Source organism: Acetobacter senegalensis, assembly GCF_001499615.1.
GTDB classification, from domain to species: Bacteria; Pseudomonadota; Alphaproteobacteria; order Acetobacterales; family Acetobacteraceae; genus Acetobacter; species Acetobacter senegalensis.
On record NZ_LN606600.1, the window covers coordinates 3,362,930 to 3,385,649 of the forward strand.

The 22,720-nt window shown below is 54.4% G+C and carries 19 protein-coding genes and 1 tRNA gene; 8 read left to right on the forward strand and 12 right to left on the reverse strand.

From position 1 onward, the window contains the following. Positions 1-112: 112 nt before the first annotated feature. The 6 genes from ASN_RS15630 to ASN_RS15655 form a co-directional block, all read right to left on the reverse strand. On the reverse strand, positions 113-712 hold the full coding sequence (locus tag ASN_RS15630; protein WP_058988750.1) for a hypothetical protein: 600 nt from the start codon (positions 710-712) through the stop codon (positions 113-115). A gap of 125 nt (positions 713-837) precedes the next feature. After that, positions 838-1,575 carry a TlyA family RNA methyltransferase gene (locus ASN_RS15635; RefSeq protein ID WP_058988751.1) on the reverse strand — a complete coding sequence of 246 codons (738 nt, stop codon included), beginning with the start codon at positions 1,573-1,575 and terminating at the stop codon, positions 838-840. Positions 1,576-1,579: 4 nt separating this feature from the next. Further along, positions 1,580-3,586, reverse strand: coding sequence for a 1-deoxy-D-xylulose-5-phosphate synthase (dxs, locus tag ASN_RS15640; RefSeq protein WP_058988752.1), 2,007 nt, complete (start codon positions 3,584-3,586; stop codon positions 1,580-1,582). A 4-nt stretch (positions 3,587-3,590) separates the two neighbouring features. Beyond that, complete coding sequence (locus ASN_RS15645; RefSeq protein WP_039904381.1) at positions 3,591-4,535, reverse strand: polyprenyl synthetase family protein; 945 nt, start codon at positions 4,533-4,535, stop codon at positions 3,591-3,593. 1 nt (position 4,536) lies between these two features. Further along, positions 4,537-4,791: an exodeoxyribonuclease VII small subunit gene (locus ASN_RS15650; RefSeq protein ID WP_006558654.1), complete on the reverse strand. Its 255-nt coding sequence runs from the start codon at positions 4,789-4,791 to the stop codon at positions 4,537-4,539. Between the two features lie 78 nt (positions 4,792-4,869). Then, positions 4,870-5,112, reverse strand: a complete 243-nt coding sequence (locus ASN_RS15655) for a sulfurtransferase TusA family protein (protein ID WP_006558655.1) — start codon at positions 5,110-5,112, stop codon at positions 4,870-4,872. A gap of 110 nt (positions 5,113-5,222) precedes the next feature. Here ASN_RS15655 and ASN_RS15660 point away from each other — a divergent pair, with 110 nt between their 5' ends. Further along, entirely contained in the window at positions 5,223-6,119 is an 897-nt protein-coding gene (locus tag ASN_RS15660) for an ROK family protein (protein ID WP_045541415.1), read from the forward strand. Positions 6,120-6,252: 133 nt separating this feature from the next. On the opposite strand, the gene ASN_RS15665 is transcribed toward ASN_RS15660, so the two are convergent. Further along, positions 6,253-7,644, reverse strand: a complete 1,392-nt coding sequence (locus ASN_RS15665) for an NAD-dependent succinate-semialdehyde dehydrogenase (RefSeq protein WP_006558657.1) — start codon at positions 7,642-7,644, stop codon at positions 6,253-6,255. A gap of 979 nt (positions 7,645-8,623) precedes the next feature. Here ASN_RS15665 and ASN_RS15670 point away from each other — a divergent pair. From ASN_RS15670 to ASN_RS15680, 3 genes are all read left to right on the forward strand, one after another. Continuing rightward, positions 8,624-11,029, forward strand: a complete 2,406-nt coding sequence (locus tag ASN_RS15670) for a TonB-dependent receptor (protein WP_227004954.1) — start codon at positions 8,624-8,626, stop codon at positions 11,027-11,029. A gap of 174 nt (positions 11,030-11,203) precedes the next feature. Then, positions 11,204-12,304, forward strand: a complete 1,101-nt coding sequence (locus tag ASN_RS15675; protein WP_058988753.1) for a purine-nucleoside phosphorylase — start codon at positions 11,204-11,206, stop codon at positions 12,302-12,304. Continuing rightward, positions 12,301-13,377, forward strand: coding sequence for a purine-nucleoside phosphorylase (locus ASN_RS15680; RefSeq protein ID WP_082666732.1), 1,077 nt, complete (start codon positions 12,301-12,303; stop codon positions 13,375-13,377). The genes ASN_RS15675 and ASN_RS15680 overlap by 4 nt, the downstream gene beginning before the upstream one ends. Before the next feature lie 62 nt (positions 13,378-13,439). Here ASN_RS15680 and ASN_RS15685 read toward each other — a convergent pair whose 3' ends face one another. The 3 genes from ASN_RS15685 to ASN_RS15695 form a co-directional block, all read right to left on the reverse strand. Beyond that, positions 13,440-14,783: an ATP-binding protein gene (locus ASN_RS15685; protein WP_058988755.1), complete on the reverse strand. Its 1,344-nt coding sequence runs from the start codon at positions 14,781-14,783 to the stop codon at positions 13,440-13,442. Further along, positions 14,780-15,562 (reverse strand): response regulator transcription factor, encoded by a 783-nt coding sequence (locus ASN_RS15690; protein ID WP_058988756.1) that lies wholly within the window; start codon positions 15,560-15,562, stop codon positions 14,780-14,782. Before ASN_RS15690 ends, ASN_RS15685 begins: the two co-directional genes overlap by 4 nt. Before the next feature lie 365 nt (positions 15,563-15,927). Next, positions 15,928-16,001, reverse strand: a tRNA-Gln gene (locus ASN_RS15695). A 196-nt stretch (positions 16,002-16,197) separates the two neighbouring features. Between ASN_RS15695 and ASN_RS15700 the strand changes: the two genes are divergently transcribed. From ASN_RS15700 to tmpT, 4 genes are all read left to right on the forward strand, one after another. Next, complete coding sequence (locus tag ASN_RS15700; protein ID WP_006558664.1) at positions 16,198-17,325, forward strand: Ppx/GppA phosphatase family protein; 1,128 nt, start codon at positions 16,198-16,200, stop codon at positions 17,323-17,325. Continuing rightward, positions 17,322-18,119 (forward strand): RlmE family RNA methyltransferase, encoded by a 798-nt coding sequence (locus ASN_RS15705; RefSeq protein ID WP_006558665.1) that lies wholly within the window; start codon positions 17,322-17,324, stop codon positions 18,117-18,119. The genes ASN_RS15700 and ASN_RS15705 overlap by 4 nt, the downstream gene beginning before the upstream one ends. Positions 18,120-18,584: 465 nt before the next feature. Continuing rightward, complete coding sequence (locus ASN_RS15710) at positions 18,585-19,601, forward strand: aldo/keto reductase (RefSeq protein ID WP_058988757.1); 1,017 nt, start codon at positions 18,585-18,587, stop codon at positions 19,599-19,601. A gap of 26 nt (positions 19,602-19,627) precedes the next feature. Next, positions 19,628-20,374 (forward strand): thiopurine S-methyltransferase, encoded by a 747-nt coding sequence (gene tmpT, locus ASN_RS15715; RefSeq protein ID WP_330937283.1) that lies wholly within the window; start codon positions 19,628-19,630, stop codon positions 20,372-20,374. Between the two features lie 66 nt (positions 20,375-20,440). Here tmpT and ASN_RS15720 read toward each other — a convergent pair whose 3' ends face one another. Beyond that, entirely contained in the window at positions 20,441-21,382 is a 942-nt protein-coding gene (locus tag ASN_RS15720) for a nucleoside hydrolase (protein WP_058988758.1), read from the reverse strand. Between the two features lie 33 nt (positions 21,383-21,415). Further along, entirely contained in the window at positions 21,416-22,651 is a 1,236-nt protein-coding gene (locus ASN_RS15725) for a NupC/NupG family nucleoside CNT transporter (RefSeq protein WP_058988759.1), read from the reverse strand. Positions 22,652-22,720: the final 69 nt, after the last annotated feature.

Here is a 22,720-nt window from a genome sequence, read left to right on the forward strand (position 1 = left end):
TGATGAACTTATAACAGAAAAAAGGCCCGGCGGGCACCGGACCTTCTCCATATTATACACTGTTTTTAACGGAAACAGCAAAGGCTTGCTGCTTTCTTATGGCAAAGGCCGGTCAGTTCTGAGCGCTGTTTGCTGCGTGAGGTTGGTCCTGCAGATCAGCGCGCAGCCAGGAAGCTACGTGCGTTTTAGCAGGATCGATTTCATCCATGATCAGGCTGATGGTCTGCGCGGAGTACGCATCCGGCTTGCTATCCGGAGAAATTGGGAAAGTCGGGCGCGGAATATCAAAAGTCAGCGCAGGCTCCGGTGCGTCTCCCTCCGAACTGGCAGGCGCAGGACTGTCTGACTGAATGTTGGCAACTACGGACAGTCTGTCGGCGTCCGGATGCTGGCCGAAGAAGAGATAAGCGTAGGAGGCCGCTGCCGAAAGCACATCCCGCATAGCGATCCGATACCGGTTGGTGCCATCAGATGGGAGCGCCCGCGCGTGGAGGGTAGCCGGGTCTGCCGTAATAACGAGGGTTTCTGCCTCAGGCTCATCCTGCAGGATTAAACCATCCTGCTCATAATCGCGCAGAAGGGGGCTGCTTGTGGCCAGAATGCTGTCATTGTGCGCAACTGCTGCGTGATAGGGAACGGGCGCAGCCTGAACAACATCAGTGATGCCGAACAGGCTGGTTGTGACACCGAGCATCATGATGAATTTACGCATAAATAAAACAGATCCTTTTTTGCTGAGAAAGCCAAGCTCTCATAAAATTGTGGCAAAAAAGGAGAAGAATAGCCATGCAGAAAGAGCATGAGGCGATATAAAATCGGTTTTATGTAAAATGAAATTTAAGATTTACGTGCAGCGATCAGAAACTCTTTATTTCCTTCCGGGCCAGTAATCGGACTGGGTTCTATCCCCATTACTGTCCAGCCGGGCAGATTGCTCCACCACTCCTGAATGGTCGCACAGACGCTTTCATGTACAGCAGGGTCGCGCACGACACCTTTTGCACCAATCTGGTCTCGCCCCGCTTCAAACTGCGGTTTGATCAACGCAACGGCCCATGCACCCTCTGCAGCAAGAGATAGCGCGGCGGGAAGCACCGTGCGGAGGCCGATAAAACTGGCATCGCACACAACAACTGATGGCGCGATGGGAATAACGGTGCTGTCCAGATACCGTGCGTTACATTTTTCGAGCACAGTTACGCGCGGATCTGAGCGGAGTTTCCACGCAATCTGCCCGTGTCCCACATCCACAGCGTAAACAGATTTTGCACCGTGGGTCAGCAGAACATCTGTAAACCCGCCGGTTGACGCGCCAACATCAAGGCAGACGCAATCTTGCGGAGAAAGCCCGAAATGGTCCAACGCATGCGCCAGCTTGCAGCCCCCGCGTGAGACCCAGGGGTGTTGTTGCCCGCGGACCTCAAGGGGAGCGTCTTCCTGTAGCTGGTCTCCGGCTTTGGCGACCCGCTTCTCACCTGTGAACACAAGCCCGGCCATAATAAGGGCCTGAGCTTTTGTTCTGCTTTCAACCAGCCCTCGGTCAACAAGCATCTGGTCAACGCGACGGCGTGCCATCTGTTTAGGCCGTTTGCTCCGTCAGAGAGACGCCCAATGCGCTGAGAGCAGTTTTTGTGATGTGTGGTGCTGTAAGTCCAGCCTGCTCGTATTGAGCGTCCTGCGAATTATGATCGATGAAGATATCAGGCAGGGTGAGGGGGCGGAAACGGACGTTATCGAGCAACCCGGTGCGGGCCAGATGGTGGCCGACCTGCGTGCCGAATCCGCCAATCGAACCTTCTTCCAGCGTGATCAGCACGGCATGGTTGCGGGCCAGGTTTTCCACCAGTTCCACATCAATCGGTTTGGCAAAGCGCGCATCGGCCACCGTGGGCGGCAGGCCATGAGCGGCCAGCATGTCCGCAGCCTTCAGGGCTTCAGCCAGACGCGGGCCCAGCGAGAGAATGGCAATGCCGCCTTTCTCGCCACCGGCCTGACGGCCCATCTCCCGGATGATCCGGCCCTTGCCGATCTCCAGAACCTGCCCTTCGGCGGGCAGGTCAAGGCCCAGGCCGCCGCCACGCGGGTAGCGCAGACCAATCGGGCCTTCATCAAACTCGGTGGCGGTGGCCGTCATGTGTAGCAGTTCCACCTCATCCGAGGGGGCCATCAGCGTCATGCCCGGCAGGCAGCCCAGATAGGCGAGGTCAAACGCGCCCGCATGGGTGGCGCCATCCGCGCCCACCAGACCGGCACGATCAATGGCGAAGCGCACAGGCAGCTTCTGCAGCACCACGTCATGCATCACCTGATCATAGGCGCGCTGCAGGAAGGTGGAGTAGATGGCGCAGAACGGCCGCAGCCCTTCCGTGGCCATGCCAGCGGCAAAGGTCACGGCATGCTGTTCGGCAATGCCCACGTCAAAAAAGCGGTCAGGGTAGGATTTGGCGAATGCATCCAGCCCCGTGCCAGACGGCATGGCGGCGGTGACAGCGGTGATCCGGTCATCCGTGGCGGCGCGGCGCACCAGTTCACGGGCAAAGACGGAGGTGTAGGAGGGCGGGCCGGACGGGCCTTTCTTCTGCTCGCCGGTGACCACGTTGAACTTGGCCACAGCGTGATACTTGTCTCCTGCCTTTTCAGCCGGGCGGTAGCCGTGGCCTTTTTCGGTGATGACATGCAGCAGGATAGGGCCGTTATCCGTATCGCGCAGGTTGCGCAGGATGGCCACCAGTTGCGGCAGGTCATGCCCGTCCACGGGGCCGACGTAATAGAAGCCCAGTTCCTCGAACAGGGTGCCGCCGGTGATCATGCCGCGGGCATATTCATCGGCCTTGCGGGCTGTGCGTTCCACCGGGGCGGGCAGTTTCTTCACCACTTTTCCGGCCAGTTCGCGCAGGCCCATGAACTTGCGCGAGGACATCAGGCGGGAGAGGTAGTTGGACATCGCGCCCACGGGCGGGGCGATGGACATCTCGTTATCGTTGAGGATGACGATCAGCCGTTCCGCACCGGGACCGGCCACGGCGGCGTTGTTCATGGCCTCGTAGGCCATGCCGGCGGAAATGGAGCCATCGCCGATCACGGCGATCACGCTGCGTTCGCGGTAGGACGGGTCTTCCTCGGCGCGCAGGTGATGGGCTACGGCCATGCCCAGCCCGGCGGAGATGGAGGTGGAGGAGTGGGCTGCGCCAAACGGGTCGTAGGTGCTTTCAGACCGGCGGGTAAAGCCGGAGAGGCCACCGGGCTGGCGCAGGGTGCGGATGCGGTCACGCCGGCCGGTGAGGATCTTGTGCGGGTAGGCCTGATGGCCCACATCCCAGATCACCTTGTCTTCAGGCGTGTCGAACACGGCATGCAGGGCCACGGTCAGTTCCACAACCCCCAGAGACGCCCCCAGATGCCCGCCGGTGGTGGAGACGGCATCAATCGTCTCGGCGCGCAGTTCATCGGCAACCTGCTTGAGCTGCTCAACCGAGAAGTTCCGCATGTCAGACGGATACGTCACACGGTCCAGCGCAGGAAAACGGCCCAGCGTCGGAATGGTCGCACCGCCAGTGGCAGTGGTGGGGGGTGTCTGATCTGCCATCGGCTTAGTTCCTGCGTTCAATCACGTAATAGGCCAGCGCCTTCAGGCGGTCGGCTTTTGCTCCAAACGGAGCAAGGTCTTCAATGGCCAGCTTGGTCAGCCGTTCGGCTTCCGCGCGGGCACCATCAATGCCCAGAAGGGCAACAAATGTGGATTTGCCGGAGGCTTCATCTTTCCCGGCGGTCTTGCCCAGTTCTTCAGCCGTGGCTGTAGCGTCCAGAACATCATCCGCAATCTGGAAGGCAGCACCAATGTTGGTGCCGTAGGACCGCAGGCGACGCTGAAGATCCGCATCAGCCTGACCCAGAATGGCTCCGGATTCAGCGGAATAGCGGATAAGGCAGCCGGTTTTCAGGGCGTGCAGATGGCGTACTTCGTCCAGCGGCAGGGCGCGTCCTTCACCTTCCATGTCAATCATCTGGCCACCGACCATGCCAGCTGCGCCTGATGCGGCCGCGAAAGCAGCAATCAGGGCGATGCGGACGTTGGCACTTTCATGCGTCTGTGCATCGGCCAGAATTTCGAAGGCTTTGGTTTGAAGGGCGTCTCCTGCCAGAATGGCGGTGGCTTCATCAAACTTGCGATGGGTGGAGGGCTGGCCGCGGCGCAGGTCATCATCGTCCATAGCGGGCAGGTCATCATGCACCAGAGAATAGGCATGCAGCATTTCGACTGATGCGCCTACGCGGGCAGACTGCGCTTCGGGCACGCCAAACAGGCTGGCGGTTTCAACAGCCAGATAGCCCCGCAGGCGCTTGCCACCGCCAAGGGTTGCATACCGCATGGCTTCAATCAGACGGGCATCGCCCCCGGTGGTGGGGGGCAGAAGCGCATCAATGGCGCTTTCCACCAGCTTGGCGCGGGCAGACATGTCCTTGCGCAGCAGATCGGCATTGGCAGAAGGCTGCGTCTGGGAAGGGGAGATGGTTGTCGGGTCAGTCATCGACATCTCAATCCAAAGGTTTCATGTCCAGGGCCCCGTTGGCTTTCTGGACGATCGCCTGAACGCGGGCCTCGGCCTCGCTCAGCTTGGTTTCACAATGCTGGCGTAAAGCTGCCCCGCGCTCATAGGACGCAATGGCCTCTTCCAGCTTCATTTGTCCGCCTTCAAGGCCGCGCACGATCTTCTCCAGTTCGGAGAGCGCTTCCTCAAAGGACAAAGCCTCGATGTTATCCGCCATGGCGCAGGTCTTCCTATCCGTCATGAGGCGCAGGCATTACTCCGATAAGTGGGGGTCTGCCAAGTCTTGCTTGGGCAGATCGCCCCAGAAAACATATCGCCCTTACGCCTGAGGTATGTCTGTCCGACGTCTGATTGTGAAGGAAAGGGTGCCATTTTCATCCGTGAAGGCGACCAAAGCGTGGCCTGTTTCACGGCAAAAGACCTGAAAATCCACAATGGAGGCGCGATCCGTGGTCAAAACGCGCAATTTTTCGCCACTTTCCATGGAACGCAGACGTTTGTTGGCTTTTAGAACCGGAATAGGGCAACTCAGGCCCCGCGCATCGAGAAGAGCCTCATTCATGACACATAGCCTTGTATAGAGAGACAGAGATGTGTGATTGCATATTTTCCTGAATTATCACATGCCGCATGGTGTTTGAGTACTGCCGGAATAAAGACGTTAGGTTCTGTATGTCAGATTATCGCCTTGGAATCGATCTTGGAGGAACCAAGATCGAGATTGCTGCCCTCGACCCCGATGGGAAAATTCTTCTCCGTCGCAGGGAGGCGAACCCCGGTTCTTATGAACAGCTTCTGGCAAAAATTCGGCAGATGGTGGAAGCCGCCAAGGCGGAGACCAGTCCGGCTGCTACGGTGGGGATTGGTATTCCGGGCGCGATTGACGCCAGAACCCGGTGTGTCAAGAACGCCAATGCGACATGGCTGAATGGTCGTCCTTTTGGCGATGATCTGGAACTGGCGCTTGGTTGCCCTGTGCGTGTGGAGAATGATGCCAACTGCTTTGCTCTCTCTGAAGCCATTGATGGGGCGGCAGCAGGGCGCAAGGTGGTGTTCGGCGTTATTCTGGGGTCAGGCGTAGGCGGTGGTATCATTGTTAACGGTCACCCGCTGACAGGCCTGCACCATATTGCGGGCGAATGGGGGCATATTCCGCTACCGTGGGTGAAGGAAGACGAATTTCCGATGCCGCGCTGTTTCTGCGGTAATAGCGGGTGTCTGGAACGTTTTCTCTGTGGTTCCGCGCTGGCTGAATCGTGGAAAGGTAAGGGCGAACGCAGTACTCAGGGGATTGAAGAGGCTGCCGCTGCTGGCGATGAGGCTGCCATCCGGGCGCTGGACCTGTATGTGGACCGTCTGGGGCGCGCCTGTGCGCTGGTGATCAACCTGATTGATCCAGATGCGATTGTGCTGGGAGGGGGCGTTTCAAACCTTCAGACAATTTACGACCGCGTGCCTGATGTGATGAAACAATATGCCATTACACCGACCTGTGACACCCAGTTGCTGAAAAATCAGCATGGCGACAGTTCCGGCGTGCGCGGTGCTGCGTGGCTATGGGGAGAATAGTTTTTTGCTGAAGCTGTGACCATTCTCAGGGGGATGGTCGTTTAAGCAGACTACCTAAATATAGGCGTCTTATTGAAGCCTGATACCGGAATAGTAAAAAGCGCCCTTTGAGGTAAAGGGCGCTTTTTTTGTATCAGAACGGAGCGTCAATATCGACGACGTCAATCAATTTGTGGTTGACGAATTCTTTGATGCCCAGGCCGATCAGTTCGCGGCCATAACCGGAGCGGGCAACACCGCCGAACGGCAGATCCGCTTTAACCATGGTCGGGTGGTTCACATACACCATGCCGGTGTAGATCTGTTCTGCCACCTTCACGCCGCGTTTTGTGTCCTTGGTGAAGACGGAGCCACCAAGACCAAACGGAGAATCGTTAGCGATGCGGATGGCATCGGCTTCATCCTTGGCGCGGTAAAGCTGGGTGACGGGACCAAAGAATTCCCAGTGACGGGCTTCATTGTTCTCGTGCAGGTTGGTCATCAGCAGCGGCTGGAAGAAGGCTCCTTTTTCCGGAACCGGCGCGCCAATCACTTCAACAACGGCACCATGCTTCTTGGCTTCTTCAACCTGAGCTTTCAGATCGTCAGCAGCTTTTTGTGAAGACAGGGGCGCAAGTGTGGTGGACGGATCCATCGGATCACCCGCCTTCAGTTTTGCCACTTCCGCTTTGTAGATTTCCAGGAACTGATCATACACGGCATCGGCCACAATCAGGCGCTTTGAAGAGACGCAGACCTGTCCAGCATTCCAATGGCGACCAAAAGCGGCCCATTTCGCTGCTTTTTCAATGTCAGCATCTTCCAGAACAATGAAGGCGTCCGCACCGCCGAGTTCCATGGTGGCTTTCTTCAGAGCCTTACCTGCAATGCTGGCAACAATGGCGCCAGCGCCTTCAGAGCCGGTGAGTGCTACGCCACAAACGCGCGGATCTTTCAGGATCACTTCTGTATGGTGGCGGGCTGCATACAGGTTGCGGAACGCACCCTTGGGCAGGCCCGCTTCAATCATCAGTGCATCGAAGATGGCGGCGCACTGCGGCACGTTGGATGCATGTTTCAGCAGCACCGTATTACCGGCAGAAAGCTGCGGCGCAATAATGCGGGCGATCTGATAGTAAGGGAAGTTCCAGGGTTCGATTGCAAAGACAATCCCCTGAGGCTGGTGCACCAGAACTGCTTCGCCTTCCTTGGGGTCGGCAACCGGCAGTTTTTCCGGCTTCAGCAGGTTTTCTGCATTCTTGGCGTAATATTCAAAAATCTCAGCCGAGAGAATGGTTTCCAGCTTGGCTTCTTCATACAGCTTGCCCATTTCGAGCGTAAGAAGCTTGGCATATTTATCAATATCACGACGCAGAATGTTTGCCGCGGCTGTCATGACCTTGGCGCGATCAGCAAAGGAAACATGCCGCCAGGACGTGAACGCTTCATAAGCGTCATTCAGAGCGGTCTGGACTTCCTGGTCCGTTGCGTCGGGAAACGTTTTGAGTGTTTCACCGGTATAAGGGTTAGTTGTCGCGTAAGCCATAATTTCCGTAAATCCGGGGTTAGAGGTTTAACTATTAAAGAGGATGGGATGGCAGAGTACAGTGTCAAGTCCCATCAGGTGCAAGAGACGCCCCACAAAGAGACAAATAGGCGAGAGCTGAAAAAACAGCGTTGTTATTGTCCTGCCAATTATTCAATTGCACTATAATTCAGAACTTTCTTTCTGTCTGCATTGGCCTCTTTGTATTTCTAAACTGGCTGGCATGGTGATGGTTGCCAGAAAGCAAAGTCAATAGTGTAGCCCATTGTTGGCAGGCAGCAAAATGAACGTCTGATATCCAGATCAGAATGACGGCGTGCGTGTAACACGATCCCCTGACAGGCATCCCCCTGACAGGCATCGGAACTGGATGTGGCAGATGTGGAACGAAAGATCTTTTTAGTCACCCGAGGGTTGTCTCAACGCAACGGGAGCATGTCAAGAGAGGGGAGAAGGGTAATAAAATTTCGCCATCTAATATGAATTTCTGGTTAACAAAAGGACAGGCGGCTTTTTAGGAAGAGAGGAATGTCATTCCCTCATGAACGCGGCATGAGAGGTATTGGTTGAGAAATTAAATAATAAAAAATTTAGTCACACATAATAAAAAGAAGAAATGTTCAATTATAAATATTAATTTAATACGTATTTTGGAATATTTGACATTTAGAAATAATCAAAAATAAGCTCTGGAAAGGCATGAAAGCAATAAAACGAACAACTGAGCGTGTTCCGCTCTAAATTTCAGAACGGAAAAATGCAATTTTTATTCTTGCTCTCTTTGTTGGGTTCAAGAGATGATCTCTCTGTTGCGAAATCGAACTGAAAAACCAAGCAGAAAGCCACGTCTCTCACTTGCAAGGTGTGCAAGTGCGCAACAATGATCACGAAAAGTTGTTAATTGTTACGGAGACGCTTTTCTTTCTGCTGCTTTTCGCTCAAGCAGCCATGCAAACGGTTTCTCACCAAGGGCAGCACAATGATCACTCTAAAAACACGTCACGGTCGGTTCGTCGCTGCCATCCTTAGCAGTACTTTTTTGTTCTACGAGTATGGCTACGCGGCTCCTCTTCCTCATTCAGCCTCAAAAGGGCATGCGTCTGCGTCTCCTCATAAAGCGCGAACAGTGCGGGCGGCGCAGTCTCCTCATCGTCCGGCGGGGCCGGTAAGAAGTCAGGCGGGTGAAGAAGTGGAAGTGGCTGTCAATCGTGCCGGTGGGGGCGGCATGATGCGGCGCGAAACAGCGCCGCGTGCGGTTCAGACCGTTACCAAGCGTTTTATCGCCATGCAGAGCCCAACCAATACGGCGCTGGATCTGGTGAAAAACCTGCCGAGTGTAAGTGTTTCAACAAATGATTCTTCCGGTATTCTGGGTGGAGCCATCAATATCCGCAGTCTGACCGATTCAGATATGGGTATTCTTCTGAATGGCGTGCCTGTGGCCACAGCGTATTATTTGAACCAGAACGTCGATTCAGAAAATCTGGATCATGTGAGCATCACCCCGGGATCAGCCGAAATCAATCTGCCTGTGACGTCTGCCGCTGCGGGCGTTATGGATGCCGGAACCATTACGCCGGACCACAAATTTGGCGGCATGATGGATTTTTCCTATGGCACCAATAACATGTCACGCGAGTTTCTGCGCGTGAACAGTGGTGACATTGGGAACAGCGGCGTGCGGGGGTATCTGTCCTTCTCGCATGAACATGCTCGTAACTGGATTGGGCCGGGCACGAACGAAAGACGTCATCTGGATTTCGGGGCGCGCAAAGATTTCGATAACGGGTCCTTTATTGATCTGTTCGCCAGTTGGAACCATCAGTTTACGTCCATGCCGCTGTATCCGACATCACAGCAGTTTTTTGACAAGAAAAACGGACGCGGCACTTTTTCCTACACATCCGAATACAACCCTGCCAATCCATCCCGCTACGTGGGGCTGGTAGGGAATATGTGGGACCAGTTTTTTATTACTGCGCCCGTGCATCTTGTCTTGCCCAAGAAGTTCACGTTCGATTTCAAACCGTACTATGTCTATAACGGCGGTTATTCCTACAACGGCTCACTCTTCAATGCGACGACAACGCCTGTAACGCTCGGGCCCGATGGTGCAGCACTGAGTGGAAGTGTGCCTGCGACGTCAAATTATAGCGTGTATCGTCCTCACGCCGGGGCGGTTGCGGAACTGAGCTACAAGATTGATCGTCACAATACGTTTTCTCTCGGATATTGGTTCGACTATCAGGATAACCAGGTAAACAACCTGTATTCGATTGCGACAGAAAACGGGAACAAGAATTTCCCTTATGCGGCTGGCACGGGGTTTTATCAGAACGGTTCCCGTTACATGCCGTATCAGGGAGATTCAGGCTGGTATAACCATTCGCTCTTTGTGCGTGATGTGGCCCGTTATCTGGATAACCGGCTGGAAGTGAATGCCGGGTTCAAGGTTTCCATGATCAATCGCTGGAGCCGGAATTATGCCAGCTCTGCGCCGCGCACGGCAGAAAACACTGTTGTCCCGCTTCCTCAGTTGGGGATCGGCTACAAGATTGATGATCACAACCAGATCTATATCAATGCGGAAGGGGATTACCGTATGCCAGATCCGGGATCTCTGTCTTCCGTGTTCGATGCGCAGACAGGTAGCTATGTGGGCAACCCCTACAACGCGAAGCCGCAGTATCTGATCAAGGAAGAGCTCGGCTGGCGTTTTGATAATAAATACCTGATGGCGGACCTGAGCCTGTTTAACTATTCCATTACCAACCGTCTGGTCGCAACCAGTGTGTATGTGAACAATCAGGCTATCAGCACCACCATCAATGCAGGGAACCAGACAGCGCGCGGATTTGACGCCATGATTGCCGCGCACCCCATTCATCATTTCAGCCCATATGCGTCCATTGAGTATCTGAATGCCACAATGGACTCAAACCTGCCCACCACAGGCTTGCTGAACGGCACCACTGTTGCTGATTATCTACCCACTAAAGGGAAAAGGGCAGTCATGGCGCCGCATGTGCTGGCGAATATTGGCCTGACGTATGATGACGGAAAGTTCTTTGGCAACTTTGCTGTGCATTATACATCCGCGCAATATACAACGTTCATGAATGATGAGAAAATTCCGGGATATTTCACGGATTCCATTACCGTTGGTTACCATTTCCCAAGTTTTGGTTTTGTTAAAGCGCCAACGTTCCGTCTGAACTTCAACAATATCACCGGCAGTTTTGTCCGCACAGGAGCCTACGGCCTGACCAACAATGCCCATGCGGCAACGGGTATTTACGGCAGTGCTATCTCTGCAAGTGGGTCTCCGACATACTATCTCTATCCGCGCTTCAATATGACAGGCACTGTCTCACTCGCATTCTGATACGTGTAAAAAATGGCGGTGTTTCCGGGATGGTGAGGCACCGCCATACTTTAAGACCAAGTTTAGAGGTCTCTTCCTTACAAAAAGAGAAGGTTTTTTCGGAAAAGCTGAGGGAAAATCCTTCTTTTTATCTTGTTCTGACTCTAAAATGAATGAGTTATTGGAAGTTGAAGAATGCATAAAAGAGAACGTTCTTTTAAAATACTGGCGTTGTGGGGTGTGTTGGCCACAACGACCATACTGGCAACGCAATCTGCTGGTGCTGCCCCGCCCAAGCTGGAGCCAAAGGTGATTGTGGTGGCCGGATGGGAAAATGGCGCAGATACGGGCGACGCTCCGGGTGAATATCAGTTCTGGGTGGAGCGCCAACATCTGGATGAGCGTGTGCCTGTAGCCGGAATTCCGACGCAGATCCTGCGGCGTAATTCGGACGGGGTTTATGGAATTGTCCTGAAGGATGGTGTGACGGATCTGGCTGCTTTGGCGCTTGATCCACATTTTGACCTTCATCATACCTACTGGATTTTTACGGGGATTTCCGGTGTTAACCCCAATGTAGCCTCTGCAGGAAGTGTGGCTTGGGCGCGCTGGGTGGTTGATGGAGATGCGCTGCGGGAAATAGATGATCGTGCCATCCCAAAAGGCTGGCCATATGGTCTCTATGCTATCGGGGCAGAGAAACCCAATACGCTTCCCAATGATCCCAACCATTATGGTTCAGTTACCGATGTAGCGGAACTGACAAAAGCATACGCGCTCAACCGGGGCTTGGAGCACTGGGCCTATACCATCAGCCGCAATGTGCCGCTGCGCGATGATCCTGTGCTGGCGGAGCGGCGGACACACTGGGCTGGATACCCAAACGCCCAGAAGCCGCCGGTTATTCTGGAAGGCGAGACATTAGGGGCGTTGCGTTACTGGCATGGCGCACAGCGCAACCAATGGGCCGAAGACTGGGTTCGTTTATGGACTAAAAACCAGGGTCAGTTTGTCATGACCAATGAGGAAAGCCAGACCAATCAGGTAGAAATGCGGTTGCTGGCGCGCTTTGGTTACATTGATCCCGACCGTATCATGGTGTTGCGCTCGGGGAGCAATTTCAGTATGCCGCCGCCCCATATGTCCATCACGCAGTCCATGGGTGATGAAGGACCGGGGCAGGTAGCCGCCTTTGATAACAATGAGCGAGCAGGCGCCCCTGTTATCGCTGAACTCATCGCACATTGGGATCGCTATCGCGCCCATATTCCTTCTGTTCCGGAGAATACCCCATGAGATCTTTATTCCGTTCGTCTACGGCCTTGTTTGGGGCCGCCTTACTTGCTGGATGCGCTACGCCGTCAACGCCCCAACAGGCGACAGGCAAGCCGTGGGATATTCGGGCCGTCGTGCTGACAACTTATGAAATAGGTCAGGATAGCGGGGACCGAGCAGGCGAGTTTCAGCCTTGGGTTGAAGGGGAAAAGCTGAGCGAGAAAGTAGCGTTCCCGGCCGGTGTGCATGACATTTACACGGATCCTGCGCATCACATTCTTTATGTGGTAACAGGCACAACGCTCTCGCCAGCTGCATCCTCGGTGATGGCTTTGGGGTTTGACCCGCGGTTTGATCTGAGCAAAGCTTATTGGGTTGTGTCTGCCATTTCCGGTTTTGATCAGCAGGTCGCCTCTGTTGGTTCGGTTTCCTGGGCCGACTATGTTGTCAGTGATATCAGCAAATATATTGACCCGCGGGAGGCACCCAAGAGTTGGCCTTACGGGTATTACATGATTACGGCTGAAAAACCGAACCAGTATATCACCTCAGGTAGTGATAGCCCGGATGGCAGTATTGACCATGCCATGAGCTACAAACTTAACCCCGCTTTGGTGAAATGGGCTTACGATCTCACCAAAGATCTGGCGCTGGAAGATTCTCCCGCTTTGCAGGCAGAACGAAAACGCCGGGTTACCAAAGCTGCCAAACAGATGCCGAGTGTTGTTGTTGGCGGTGATTTTGCAGCGGATGCCTTCTGGCATGGCAAGATCATGACGCAATATGCGCGGGACTGGGTCAAAATGCTTACTCAGAACCAGAGTCAGTTTGTTGAAAGCAACATGGAAGATGCCGGTATCATGGAGGCTATGAAACGCCTGACACATGCCGGACGTGCTGACATCAACCGGGTTCTGATCTCTCGCAGTGCGTCCAATTATACGGAGCAGGCTCCGGGGCAGACAGCCGTACAGTCTGCGAATGATACGTTCTCGGGCGAAGCGCAGGCTTTGGAGAACGGATATCGGGTGGCGGCCAAGGTTCTCCACGAAATTGTGGATAATTGGCCGCGTTTTGAAAATGGAGTGCAGTGAATCTGCGTTGCAGATTTTCAGCCTGCAGAGCAATGATCGCTCTGCAGGCTGAAAAATGCCTGTTAAAGGCGATCCAGCCGAAGCGGCAGGACAATGCGTGCCTGAAAGCCTCTGGGCTGGATATTGCTGAGAGATAAATGGCCGTGGTGGCGGGCGATAATGGCGTCAGCAATGGAGAGGCCAAGACCGAGCCCACCATCTGAGGCGCGTGCAGGGTCCAGCCTGTAAAACGGAAGAAGGGCAGAGGGCTGTAGCGTATCTGGAATACCCGGCCCATTGTCTTTGACATCAATCACGGCATGATTTTTTTCTTCATGCAGATGCACATCAACATGTGTGCCGTATTTCAGGCCATTTTCAATAAGATTGCTGACGGCGCGCTCAAGTGCCGTGGCCTGGCAAATGCATGTCAGGTGGGAAGGGCCGGTATAAGTGACATTCTGGCCTACGGCGCTGTATTCCAGGCAAAGGCTTTCAAGGAGAGAGCTAAGATCTGCATTTTCCGCGCGCTCGGCTTCTGTCTGTTCCTTCAGAAAATAGAGTGCTCCATTCAGCATTTTTTTCATGAGTGTGAGGTCATGATGCATGGCTTCGGGAGAGGCTTCTTCTCCGCCCAGCTCCAGACGCATGAAAAGGCGCGTAAGGGGGGTGCGAAGATCGTGCCCTATGGCCATGAGCATGCGTGTCCGCTCGTCCACTGACGCGGCAATGCGCGCCTGCATGCGGTTGAAGGCATGTGTCAGGCGTCTGACCTCTGTTGGGCCTTGTATGGGTATGGGGGCGGGCGAAATATCATAGCCAAAAGCATCTGCGCTGGCTGCAATGTTCCGTAACGGGCGGCTGATATGCCAGATACTCCAGAACGTAAGGGGCAGGATGATGGCCAGAAGAGAGAGCAGGGAAATGGTGAGCGGCATGGTCAGCCGCATGATGTGATGGAAATGGAGCGGTGGGTGGTCGTAAACACGAACGCTGATGTTATCCCGAGGGAGCGAGATGTAAGTGAATGGGTTGCCTCTTGTGTCAGGTGCGCAGTTTTTGGTCTCGATATCCCGTTCGTACAGGTTGAGCCGTAGAACAAGGATCCGTTTCATGGAGTTTGTGATCGGGTTTGGAGGGAATTCCCGGCACAGGAACGGTTGCCCGATAACGAACGTAATGTCGGCGTTTGAGATATTTTTTGCAATGCGGGCACGGTTTTCCGGCGGGGCCGCCTGCAAGGCTTGAATTCCCGTTTCTATGGCGAGGGCATTTGTCCATGGACCATGAGGAAGGGGAGGGATATCAGGCCGAAAGAGAAAAAGCAGAAATGAAGTGATGCTCAGGGTAATGAACATGCTGAGCGAAACCAGCATGACCATCTGGCCATAGATGGAACGAGGGTAAAACCTCAGGCGTAGCTTCATGATCTGATGGTGTCGGGATCAAAAATATATCCATCTCCGCGGATGGTGCGAATGAGTTCAAGCTGACGGCCCTGATGAGACAATTTGCGCCGTAGCCGACTGATCAGAAGATCGATAGCGCGTGAATCCACGTTTTTTTCTTCTCCATGCATACGGGCAAGGAGCTCCTCACGCGGGAAGACGCGTTGTACATTCTGGCAGAAAATGAGCAAGAGATCGGTTTCTGAGCCGGTAAGGGCAATGCGGATGCCTGTTTGAGCGTATAGAGCGCGCTTGGCAGGTTCAAACAGCCAGTTATCAAAGCGATACTGGAGCGTCTGGTCTGCGGCCGGGAGTGTAACAGGGGAGGTTGTGCGCCGCAGAACAGCGCGTATCCGTGCCCCTAGTTCTTCCAGATCAAACGGCTTGGAAATATAATCGTCCGCGCCAAGGTCGAGCCCGGAGATACGGTCCCGGAGGTCATTCAGGGCACTAAGCATGACAATGCGGGTGTCAGAAAACTGGCGCAGGTGGCGGCAGATGGTCTGTCCGTCTTCCTGTGGTAGCATGAGATCCAGAAGTGTCAGGTCTACGGGGGCGTTCTGTTGAACAGCCATCACCTCGGCCAAGGTGACGGCGGTCGAAACCTGATAGCCTAAACGCTTGAGGTAGCGCTGGAGCAGGCCGCAGATTTCTGGGTCATCTTCCACAACCAGAATGTGCGGGATCTCGGCCTCAAGTGCAGGTGTCTGTTTCTCGGATTCACACGAGGAGGAGGATGGAGGATTATGTGCGGACAACGTGCTCTCCCTATCATCTGGCCACTGATGACTGGGGCTCAGGAATGGTCTGATGAAAACGCGCAGAAGACATCATTCCAAGGGGATCCCGTGGGTTGGTTGCCTGATTGTATTGCGTGAGGTGTTCAGAACACCAGATATATTACAAGAGCCTGATTGATCCCTCCAACCATAAAGACAAAAAGTTCTATGATGAAGGGGAGGGATGCTTTTGTGTCAAAGCTGAAAAACAGGGAAAGCAAATGGGGTATAAAAATGACGTAGAGGCATCGCCTGACCGATAAGGAACTCATCATGTAAGATGGTGTCAGATCTTAACATCTGAAACGTCTTATGAGGCAGCGATTATATTGTATGGGAGTGATTGGCTGGGAGACCTGGATTCGAACCAGGGCTGACCGGGTCAGAGCCGGTAGTTCTACCGCTAAACTATCTCCCAGCAAGGAGATTTCTGGAAACCGTTAGCGTCGGCTTCCGCGTCGGTGAGGCTCTCCTACCACCGGGAAATGGGGCGTGCAAGAGGGAATGCAAAAAGAATTCTGATTTTGATGCATATTTGTCTTGCTCCTTCGGCGTCACTCCCCAAAAATAGATCTTAACATTGTAACAACCTTTTAACTGATAGGACCGGACAGATGGATCACATCCCCCCCTGGGCCGGCCGCCCGGGCAGACCTGTCTTCGCTTCTTCTTATCCTCGGCATAATGAGGACGATCTTTTTGCGGCCCTTGATCTGGGAACCAACAACTGCCGCCTGATGGTGGCGGCCCAGACATCTGGTGGTTTTCGGGTAGTGGACAGCTATAGCCGTATGGTGAAGCTTGGCGAAGGCCTGCATCATACAGGCCGGCTGGCCGAGACTGCCATGGAACGAACGATGGATGCACTGCGCACCTGTGCGGACCGTGTAGGGCGGCGGCAACTGAAGGATATTCGGGCGGTGGCAACGGAAGCCTGCCGCCGGGCGGAAAATGGCTCGGTTTTTCTGGATCGCGTGCGAGCCGAAACCGGATTTGACATCAGAATCATTTCCGGGCGGGAGGAGGCGTGCCTGGCAGTGGAGAGCTGCGCCAACCTCATTCATAATCCACGGTTTGGCCCGCCGCGTAATCGTGCGTTGCTGTTCGATATTGGTGGAGGGTCGACCGAAATTGCGTGGGTGAGGGTTGATCCTTTCCGGCAGGCGCAGGAACTGATCGGGTATCTGAGCCTGCCGATTGGCGTTATTACGCTCTCCGAGCAGTTTGGTCCGGGCAGCAGCCATGATGCTGGCTGTTATAAGGAGATGGTCGCCTATATTCGGCAGTCCTTGCAGCATTTTGAAAGCGTGCATCGTATCGGGCCGGAAATCAGGCGGCGGCAGACGCGTTTTATCGGCACGAGTGGCACCGTGACGACGTTGGCCAGCCTTGTGCTCAATCTGCCACGCTATGCGCGTGCGGCTGTTGATGGCTCGCTACTGCCCTCCGCCAGTGCGCGGCGCGCTGTGCGGATGCTGCAAAAAATGGGCGTGCACGGGATTGAAAAGCATCCGTGCATCGGGCCGGACCGGGCGTTGTTTGTGCTGCCGGGCTGTGCCATTTTTGAGGCCATTCACGAGACGTGGCCTATTGAAGATATCATTGTGGCTGATCGTGGGTTAAGAGACGGCATGGTTCTGCGTATGATCCGGAAGGCTGGGCTGCCACCACGGCGGTACCAGCGTTCTCCCATGCTTGGCCCCATACCTTTTCAGCACTCTATCCAAGCGACAGGATCATGAGCGAGCATAAACCCGGCGGTGGCCGGACCAACCAGCCATTGCGTGTACCTGGTCGTGCGCGCAAAAGCAGCGCTACTCCCGGCGTTGGCATAAGCCAGGACGATTCAGATGCGCCGCGTACGCTGCGCACAAAGGCTGTTTCCCTCCGCACGGCGCGTGGGCGTACCACTGCGCAGCAGCGCTGGCTGGCGCGGCAGTTGAATGATCCGTATGTGCAGGCTGCGCATAAGCAGGGATGGCGCTCACGCGCGGCGTTCAAGCTGATTGAACTGGATGATCGCTTTCATCTCATCAAACCCGGTATGCGGGTTGTTGATCTGGGGGCGGCACCCGGTGGATGGACACAGGTAATTGTCAAACGCGGAGCGGAGCGGGTGGTCGGGGTGGATCTTCTGCCAGTTGATCCTGTGGCCGGGGCGGAAATTATTGAAGGTGACTTTACCGATCCGACAATGGCCGAACGCTTGACATCCCTGCTGGATGGCAAGGCTGATCTGGTGCTGTCTGATATGGCCCCCAACACAACGGGGCACGGACCGACAGACCATATGCGGATTATTGGTCTGGCGCAGGAAGCCTTGTATTTCGCCTTTGAAATTCTGGCGGAGGGCGGTGGCTTTGTTGCCAAGGTCTTTCAGGGCGGGTCAGAGAAAGAGATGCTTGATACGCTCAAGCAGGCTTTTACGCAGGTGCGTCATGCCAAGCCGCCAGCAAGCCGTAAGGATTCAAGTGAACTGTACGTGGTTGCAACCGGTTTTCGGCCAGAACGTTTGAAAGCGGCTGTCTCGGGGTAACCTGTCTGTAATGGTGCATCTGGCTGTGCTTTGTTAGGTAAGGCGCGCCAGATGAACTGTCTGAAAATGTCCTGCGATTAAAAAAGAGGGCAGAGTTTTTTTAAGAACAGTATTTTTATCTGTCTTTTCTATTTGAAGTAAAAAGGCAGAGCGATCTTTGGTTCCAAAAACTCATTCGCGCGCTTGAGCGCCAAGGCAGATAATGAACATTTCCCTGTGAGCGGGAACGGGTGGATATTGATCTAGTTTAATAGGAAATATATCTAACCAGATAGTGCATTTTTCTTTGGATGAAGAAGGAGGCTTGGCTCTCAGGCTGCTTGCCAGACGGAGTCAAGGCTCCATGCCGAGGCGTATGCACGCTTTTACTTTTCCTGATGAGACCGCCATTTAGAGGCTTTGATCAAAGGACAGTGTCGGGAAAATTTTCAAAAATAATAACTTCTGCAAAAGGAAGAAAAGAGTATGCATCCTCACGAAAAACGTGCGTTTGGCCGTAGTGGGCTGGATGTAACAGCATTTGCTTTCGGGACAGCACCTCTCGGTAACTTCGCCCAGGAAGTAGGCGAGGAAAGCGCCCAGGCCATGATAGAGCGGGCGTGGAATGCAGGTGTGCGATTTTACGATACATCCCCCATGTATGGGCATGGGTTGGCGGAACTGAGGCTGGGACAAGCCCTGCGTTGGAAAAACAGGGATGATTTTATACTGTCCTCCAAAGTCGGACGACGGCTTTCAGCCGCCAAGCGGGCGGAGATTGAGTTTTTTCCGTGGAAAAATGCAGCCCCCAACAAAATGACGTTTGATTACACCTACGATGGCACCATGCGTTCCATTGAAGATTCCTTGCAGCGGCTGGCGCTGGAACGGATTGATGTCGTTTTTATTCACGATATCGATCGTTTTACTCAGGGAGAGGCTCAACCAGAGGTTTTCCGGACCGCAATGGAAGGAAGCTGGAAGGCCCTGGAACAATTACGGTCAGAAGGTGTGGTCAAGGCGATCGGAGTTGGGGTGAATGAGTGGGAGGTTTGCCTCGAGGCGCTTAAACAGCGGGATTTTGACTGCTTTCTACTGGGTGGCCGTTACACTTTGCTGGAACAGGATGCTCTGGAGGAATTCTTGCCTCTGTGCGAGGAACGGGATGTAGCCGTGCTGGTTGGAGGTGGTTTCAATTCCGGTATTCTGGCAAAAGGTGCGGTAGAGGGCGCTAAATATAATTACGCCCCAGCACCCAAACATATTCTGGAGCGTGTCGCCAGAATAGAGGCGGTGTGTCGGGATCATAGCGTGCCGCTGCCCGCAGCGGCCTTGCAGTTTGTTGTTGCGCATCCTGCTGTTCCCACTTTCTGCGCCGGGACCAGCACTTTGGCGCAACTTGAGCAAAACCTTGAATGGTTCAGCTTCCCTATTCCGGCTGCTTTCTGGGCAGATTTGAAGAAACAACGGCTTTTGCGGGAAGATGCGCCTGTGCCGGTGTAGAACCGCAAAGAGTATCCGGCCAGAAAATGTCGTCACATCGCGGATTGCCAGGCAAGCCTGTTTGCTTGCTGATATCGGAAGGTGGCTGGTATCATGATGAAGAAACAGGACGCGTTAAGGAAAAAACGGTGGACGAACTTTTCTGGCAGAAAAAATGGGAACAGAACCAGATAGGATTTCATGAGCCAACGCCGCATTCATTTCTTGTTCAATATTTCTCATTTCTGCATTTGAAGAAAGGCGCGTGCGTTTTTGTTCCTTTGTGCGGGAAAAGCCTGGATATCCATTGGTTGCTCATTCAGGGTATGACGGTAGTGGGCGTGGAACTGAGCCGTATTGCCGTTGAAAGTCTGTTTCAGGAACTGGGTTATACGCCGTGCGTGACAGAGTGGGATGGTGGCGTAACTTTTGAAGCCGGTAAGCTCCGGGTTTATGTAGGGAATGTTTTTGATCTCACGGCACAGGAACTCGGGGGCGTCAGTGCGGTATATGATCGGGCGGCCCTGATCGCATTACCTGAAGCTACGCGCCATAAGTATGCAGCCCACATTGTTTCCATCACTCAAGCGGCTCCTCAACTGCTGATTACTCTGGATTACGAGCAGGCGGCTCTGAAGGGGCCTCCTTTTTCTGTGGGGGAGGAGGAAGTGCGGCAGCTTTACGCAGCTTCTTATGAGCTTGAAATTCTGGAACGCGAAGACGTTGAGGGCGGCCTGAAGGGTGTTTGCCCGGCGGTGGAAATGATCTGGCACCTTAAACCCCTTTCAAAATAAGCTTTGAAAGGGGAAGGGAAGGGAACATGTTCCCTCAATTCTTCCTTCCTAAATGATGTCTCCGGGTTAGGGGAGGCGAGAGAGGCCTTCCAGAATGAGGGACCATAGGCCTGCATCATCCACCGAGCGAAGGAAAGTGGCGTTGGCGGGGCGCTCTGTCACCTGCCACCAATCTACAACTGTTGCGCCCAGCGTCAGCGGGCTTGCAACTTCTACCTCTACGTTGACCTTTTTGCCTGCAAAGAGATGGGGAGCCAGCACGTACCCTACCGTGCAGGGATCATGCAGCGGGGCACCCGGCCAGCCATATTTGTTCAGGTCAAAGCGCGCGGAGAAATTCAGCATGGCATGGGCCGCTCTGGCGCATTGGCCTGTGAGGGAGGCCAGCGCTTCCAGTCGATCAGGTGTGATCAGAAAACTGTGGGTGATATCCAGCGGCACAAGAGTGAGCGGCAAACCGCTATTCAGCACGATGGCCGCAGCATCAGGGTCTGCAAAGGCGTTGAATTCGGCTGCCGGTGTAATGTTGCCTGTCTCAGACCAGGCACCGCCCATTGCAACAACCTGCTTCAGCCGCCCCACTGTTTCTGGTGCCTGAATCAGGGCTGTAGCCAGATTGGTCATGGGGCCAATGGTGACAAGGGTAATGCTGTTGGCCGGATGAGCGGCGAGTGTTTCCAGAAGAAACGTTACGCCGTGCTGCTTTTCTGGCTCATGGCGCGGAGTGGGGAGATCAGGGCCGTCCATCCCGGTCTGACCATGCACGTGTGCGGCCGTAATGGGGGCGCGACGGATAGGGCGCGGGCAGCCTTTGTAAACCTTGATATCCTGCCGTTTGGTGAGTTCAAGGATTTTGCAGGCATTTTCGGCGGTCTGTTCTACAGAGACATTTCCGGCTGCGGCAATAATGCCCAGCAGGTCAATCTGTGGGGATGCCAGAGCCAGCATGATGGCAATGGCATCATCCTGTCCGGGGTCTGTATCAATAATAAGTTTCTGCCGGTCCAAAACTGTCTCCGTCTCTGGTGCTGGCGTATGGTCTTACAAGAGAATAATGCCTGCAATAGCGGCGCTCATGAAATTGGACAACATGCCCGCCAGTACGGCGCGTGCGCTGATACGCGCCAGTTCCGCGCGCCTTTCCGGGCACTGGCTACCAAACGCTGCTACAAGAATGCCAATGGAGCTCAAGTTGGCAAAACCGCAGAGCGCGAAGGCGGCAATAGCCCCGCTGCGTGCTGAGAGAGCCCCGTTCTGGAGCGAAGGACCAAGATGCAGGTAAGCAACAAATTCGTTGATGACCAGCTTCAGCCCCAGAACGGAGCCCACAATACTGCATTCACCTGCCGGAACGCCCAGAAGCCACGCTATGGGGGAGAACAGCAAGCCAAACAGATATTCCAGAGACAGAAAAGGCATATGGATCAACGGCCCCAAAGCCTGAAATCCGCTGTTAACCAGGGCAATCAGCCCGATGAAGGCAACCAGTGTGGCCGCCACAGCCACTGCTGTTTTGGTGCCTTTTAATGCGCCTTCGGTAATGGTTTCAAAAAAAGCGTGATTATAGGATGAAGGCCCGGCGGCGAGCGTATCAACCGGGCTGCCGGCTGCGCGTGGGGCCAGAATTTTTGCGAACATCATCCCACCGGGAATGGCCATGAAGGAGGCTGCCACCAGATAATGAGCAGGCACGCCTAAGCCCACATATCCAACCAGCGTTGCTCCTGACACTGATGCCGCCCCGCTGCACAGTACGCTGAAAAGTTCGGTCGGGGCCATGGTGCGCAGATAAGGCCCTAAGGCAACCGGCAGCTCACTTTGGCCAATAAATATAGTGATAACCGCACCAAATGATTCAACGGGCGAGGTGCCAAGGGCCTTTTGCAATACTTTTCCGGTTGCGCGGGCAAAGATCTGCATGGCCCCCACATGAAACAGGATAGCGATCAGGGCGCTGACATAAACAAGGGAGGGCAGCACCCTGAAGGCAAACACAAAGCCATCATGTGGGAAGACGGTGTCCATTTTGTCACTGGCCAGTGCGCCAAAAAGGAACCGGGCTCCTTCATCGCCGCAGGCAAGGATGCTGGTGACAAAGCGGGAAAGAGCCCACAAAATCTGCTGGCCTACAGGCACGCGCAGAACCAGCAGGCCGATAGCCACCTGAGCCAGCAGGCAGCTCAGAACGGTGCGGAGATTGATATTTTTACGGTCTGTTGAAAAAAGGACCGCAATGCCCAGAAGCAGGAGAATACCGAGACATCCACGACTATGCATTGAATGGTCCTTATCTCAGTGGCTGTGCTGACACACATCCTGACCAGATGGTTACAGAAAGACGGGCCT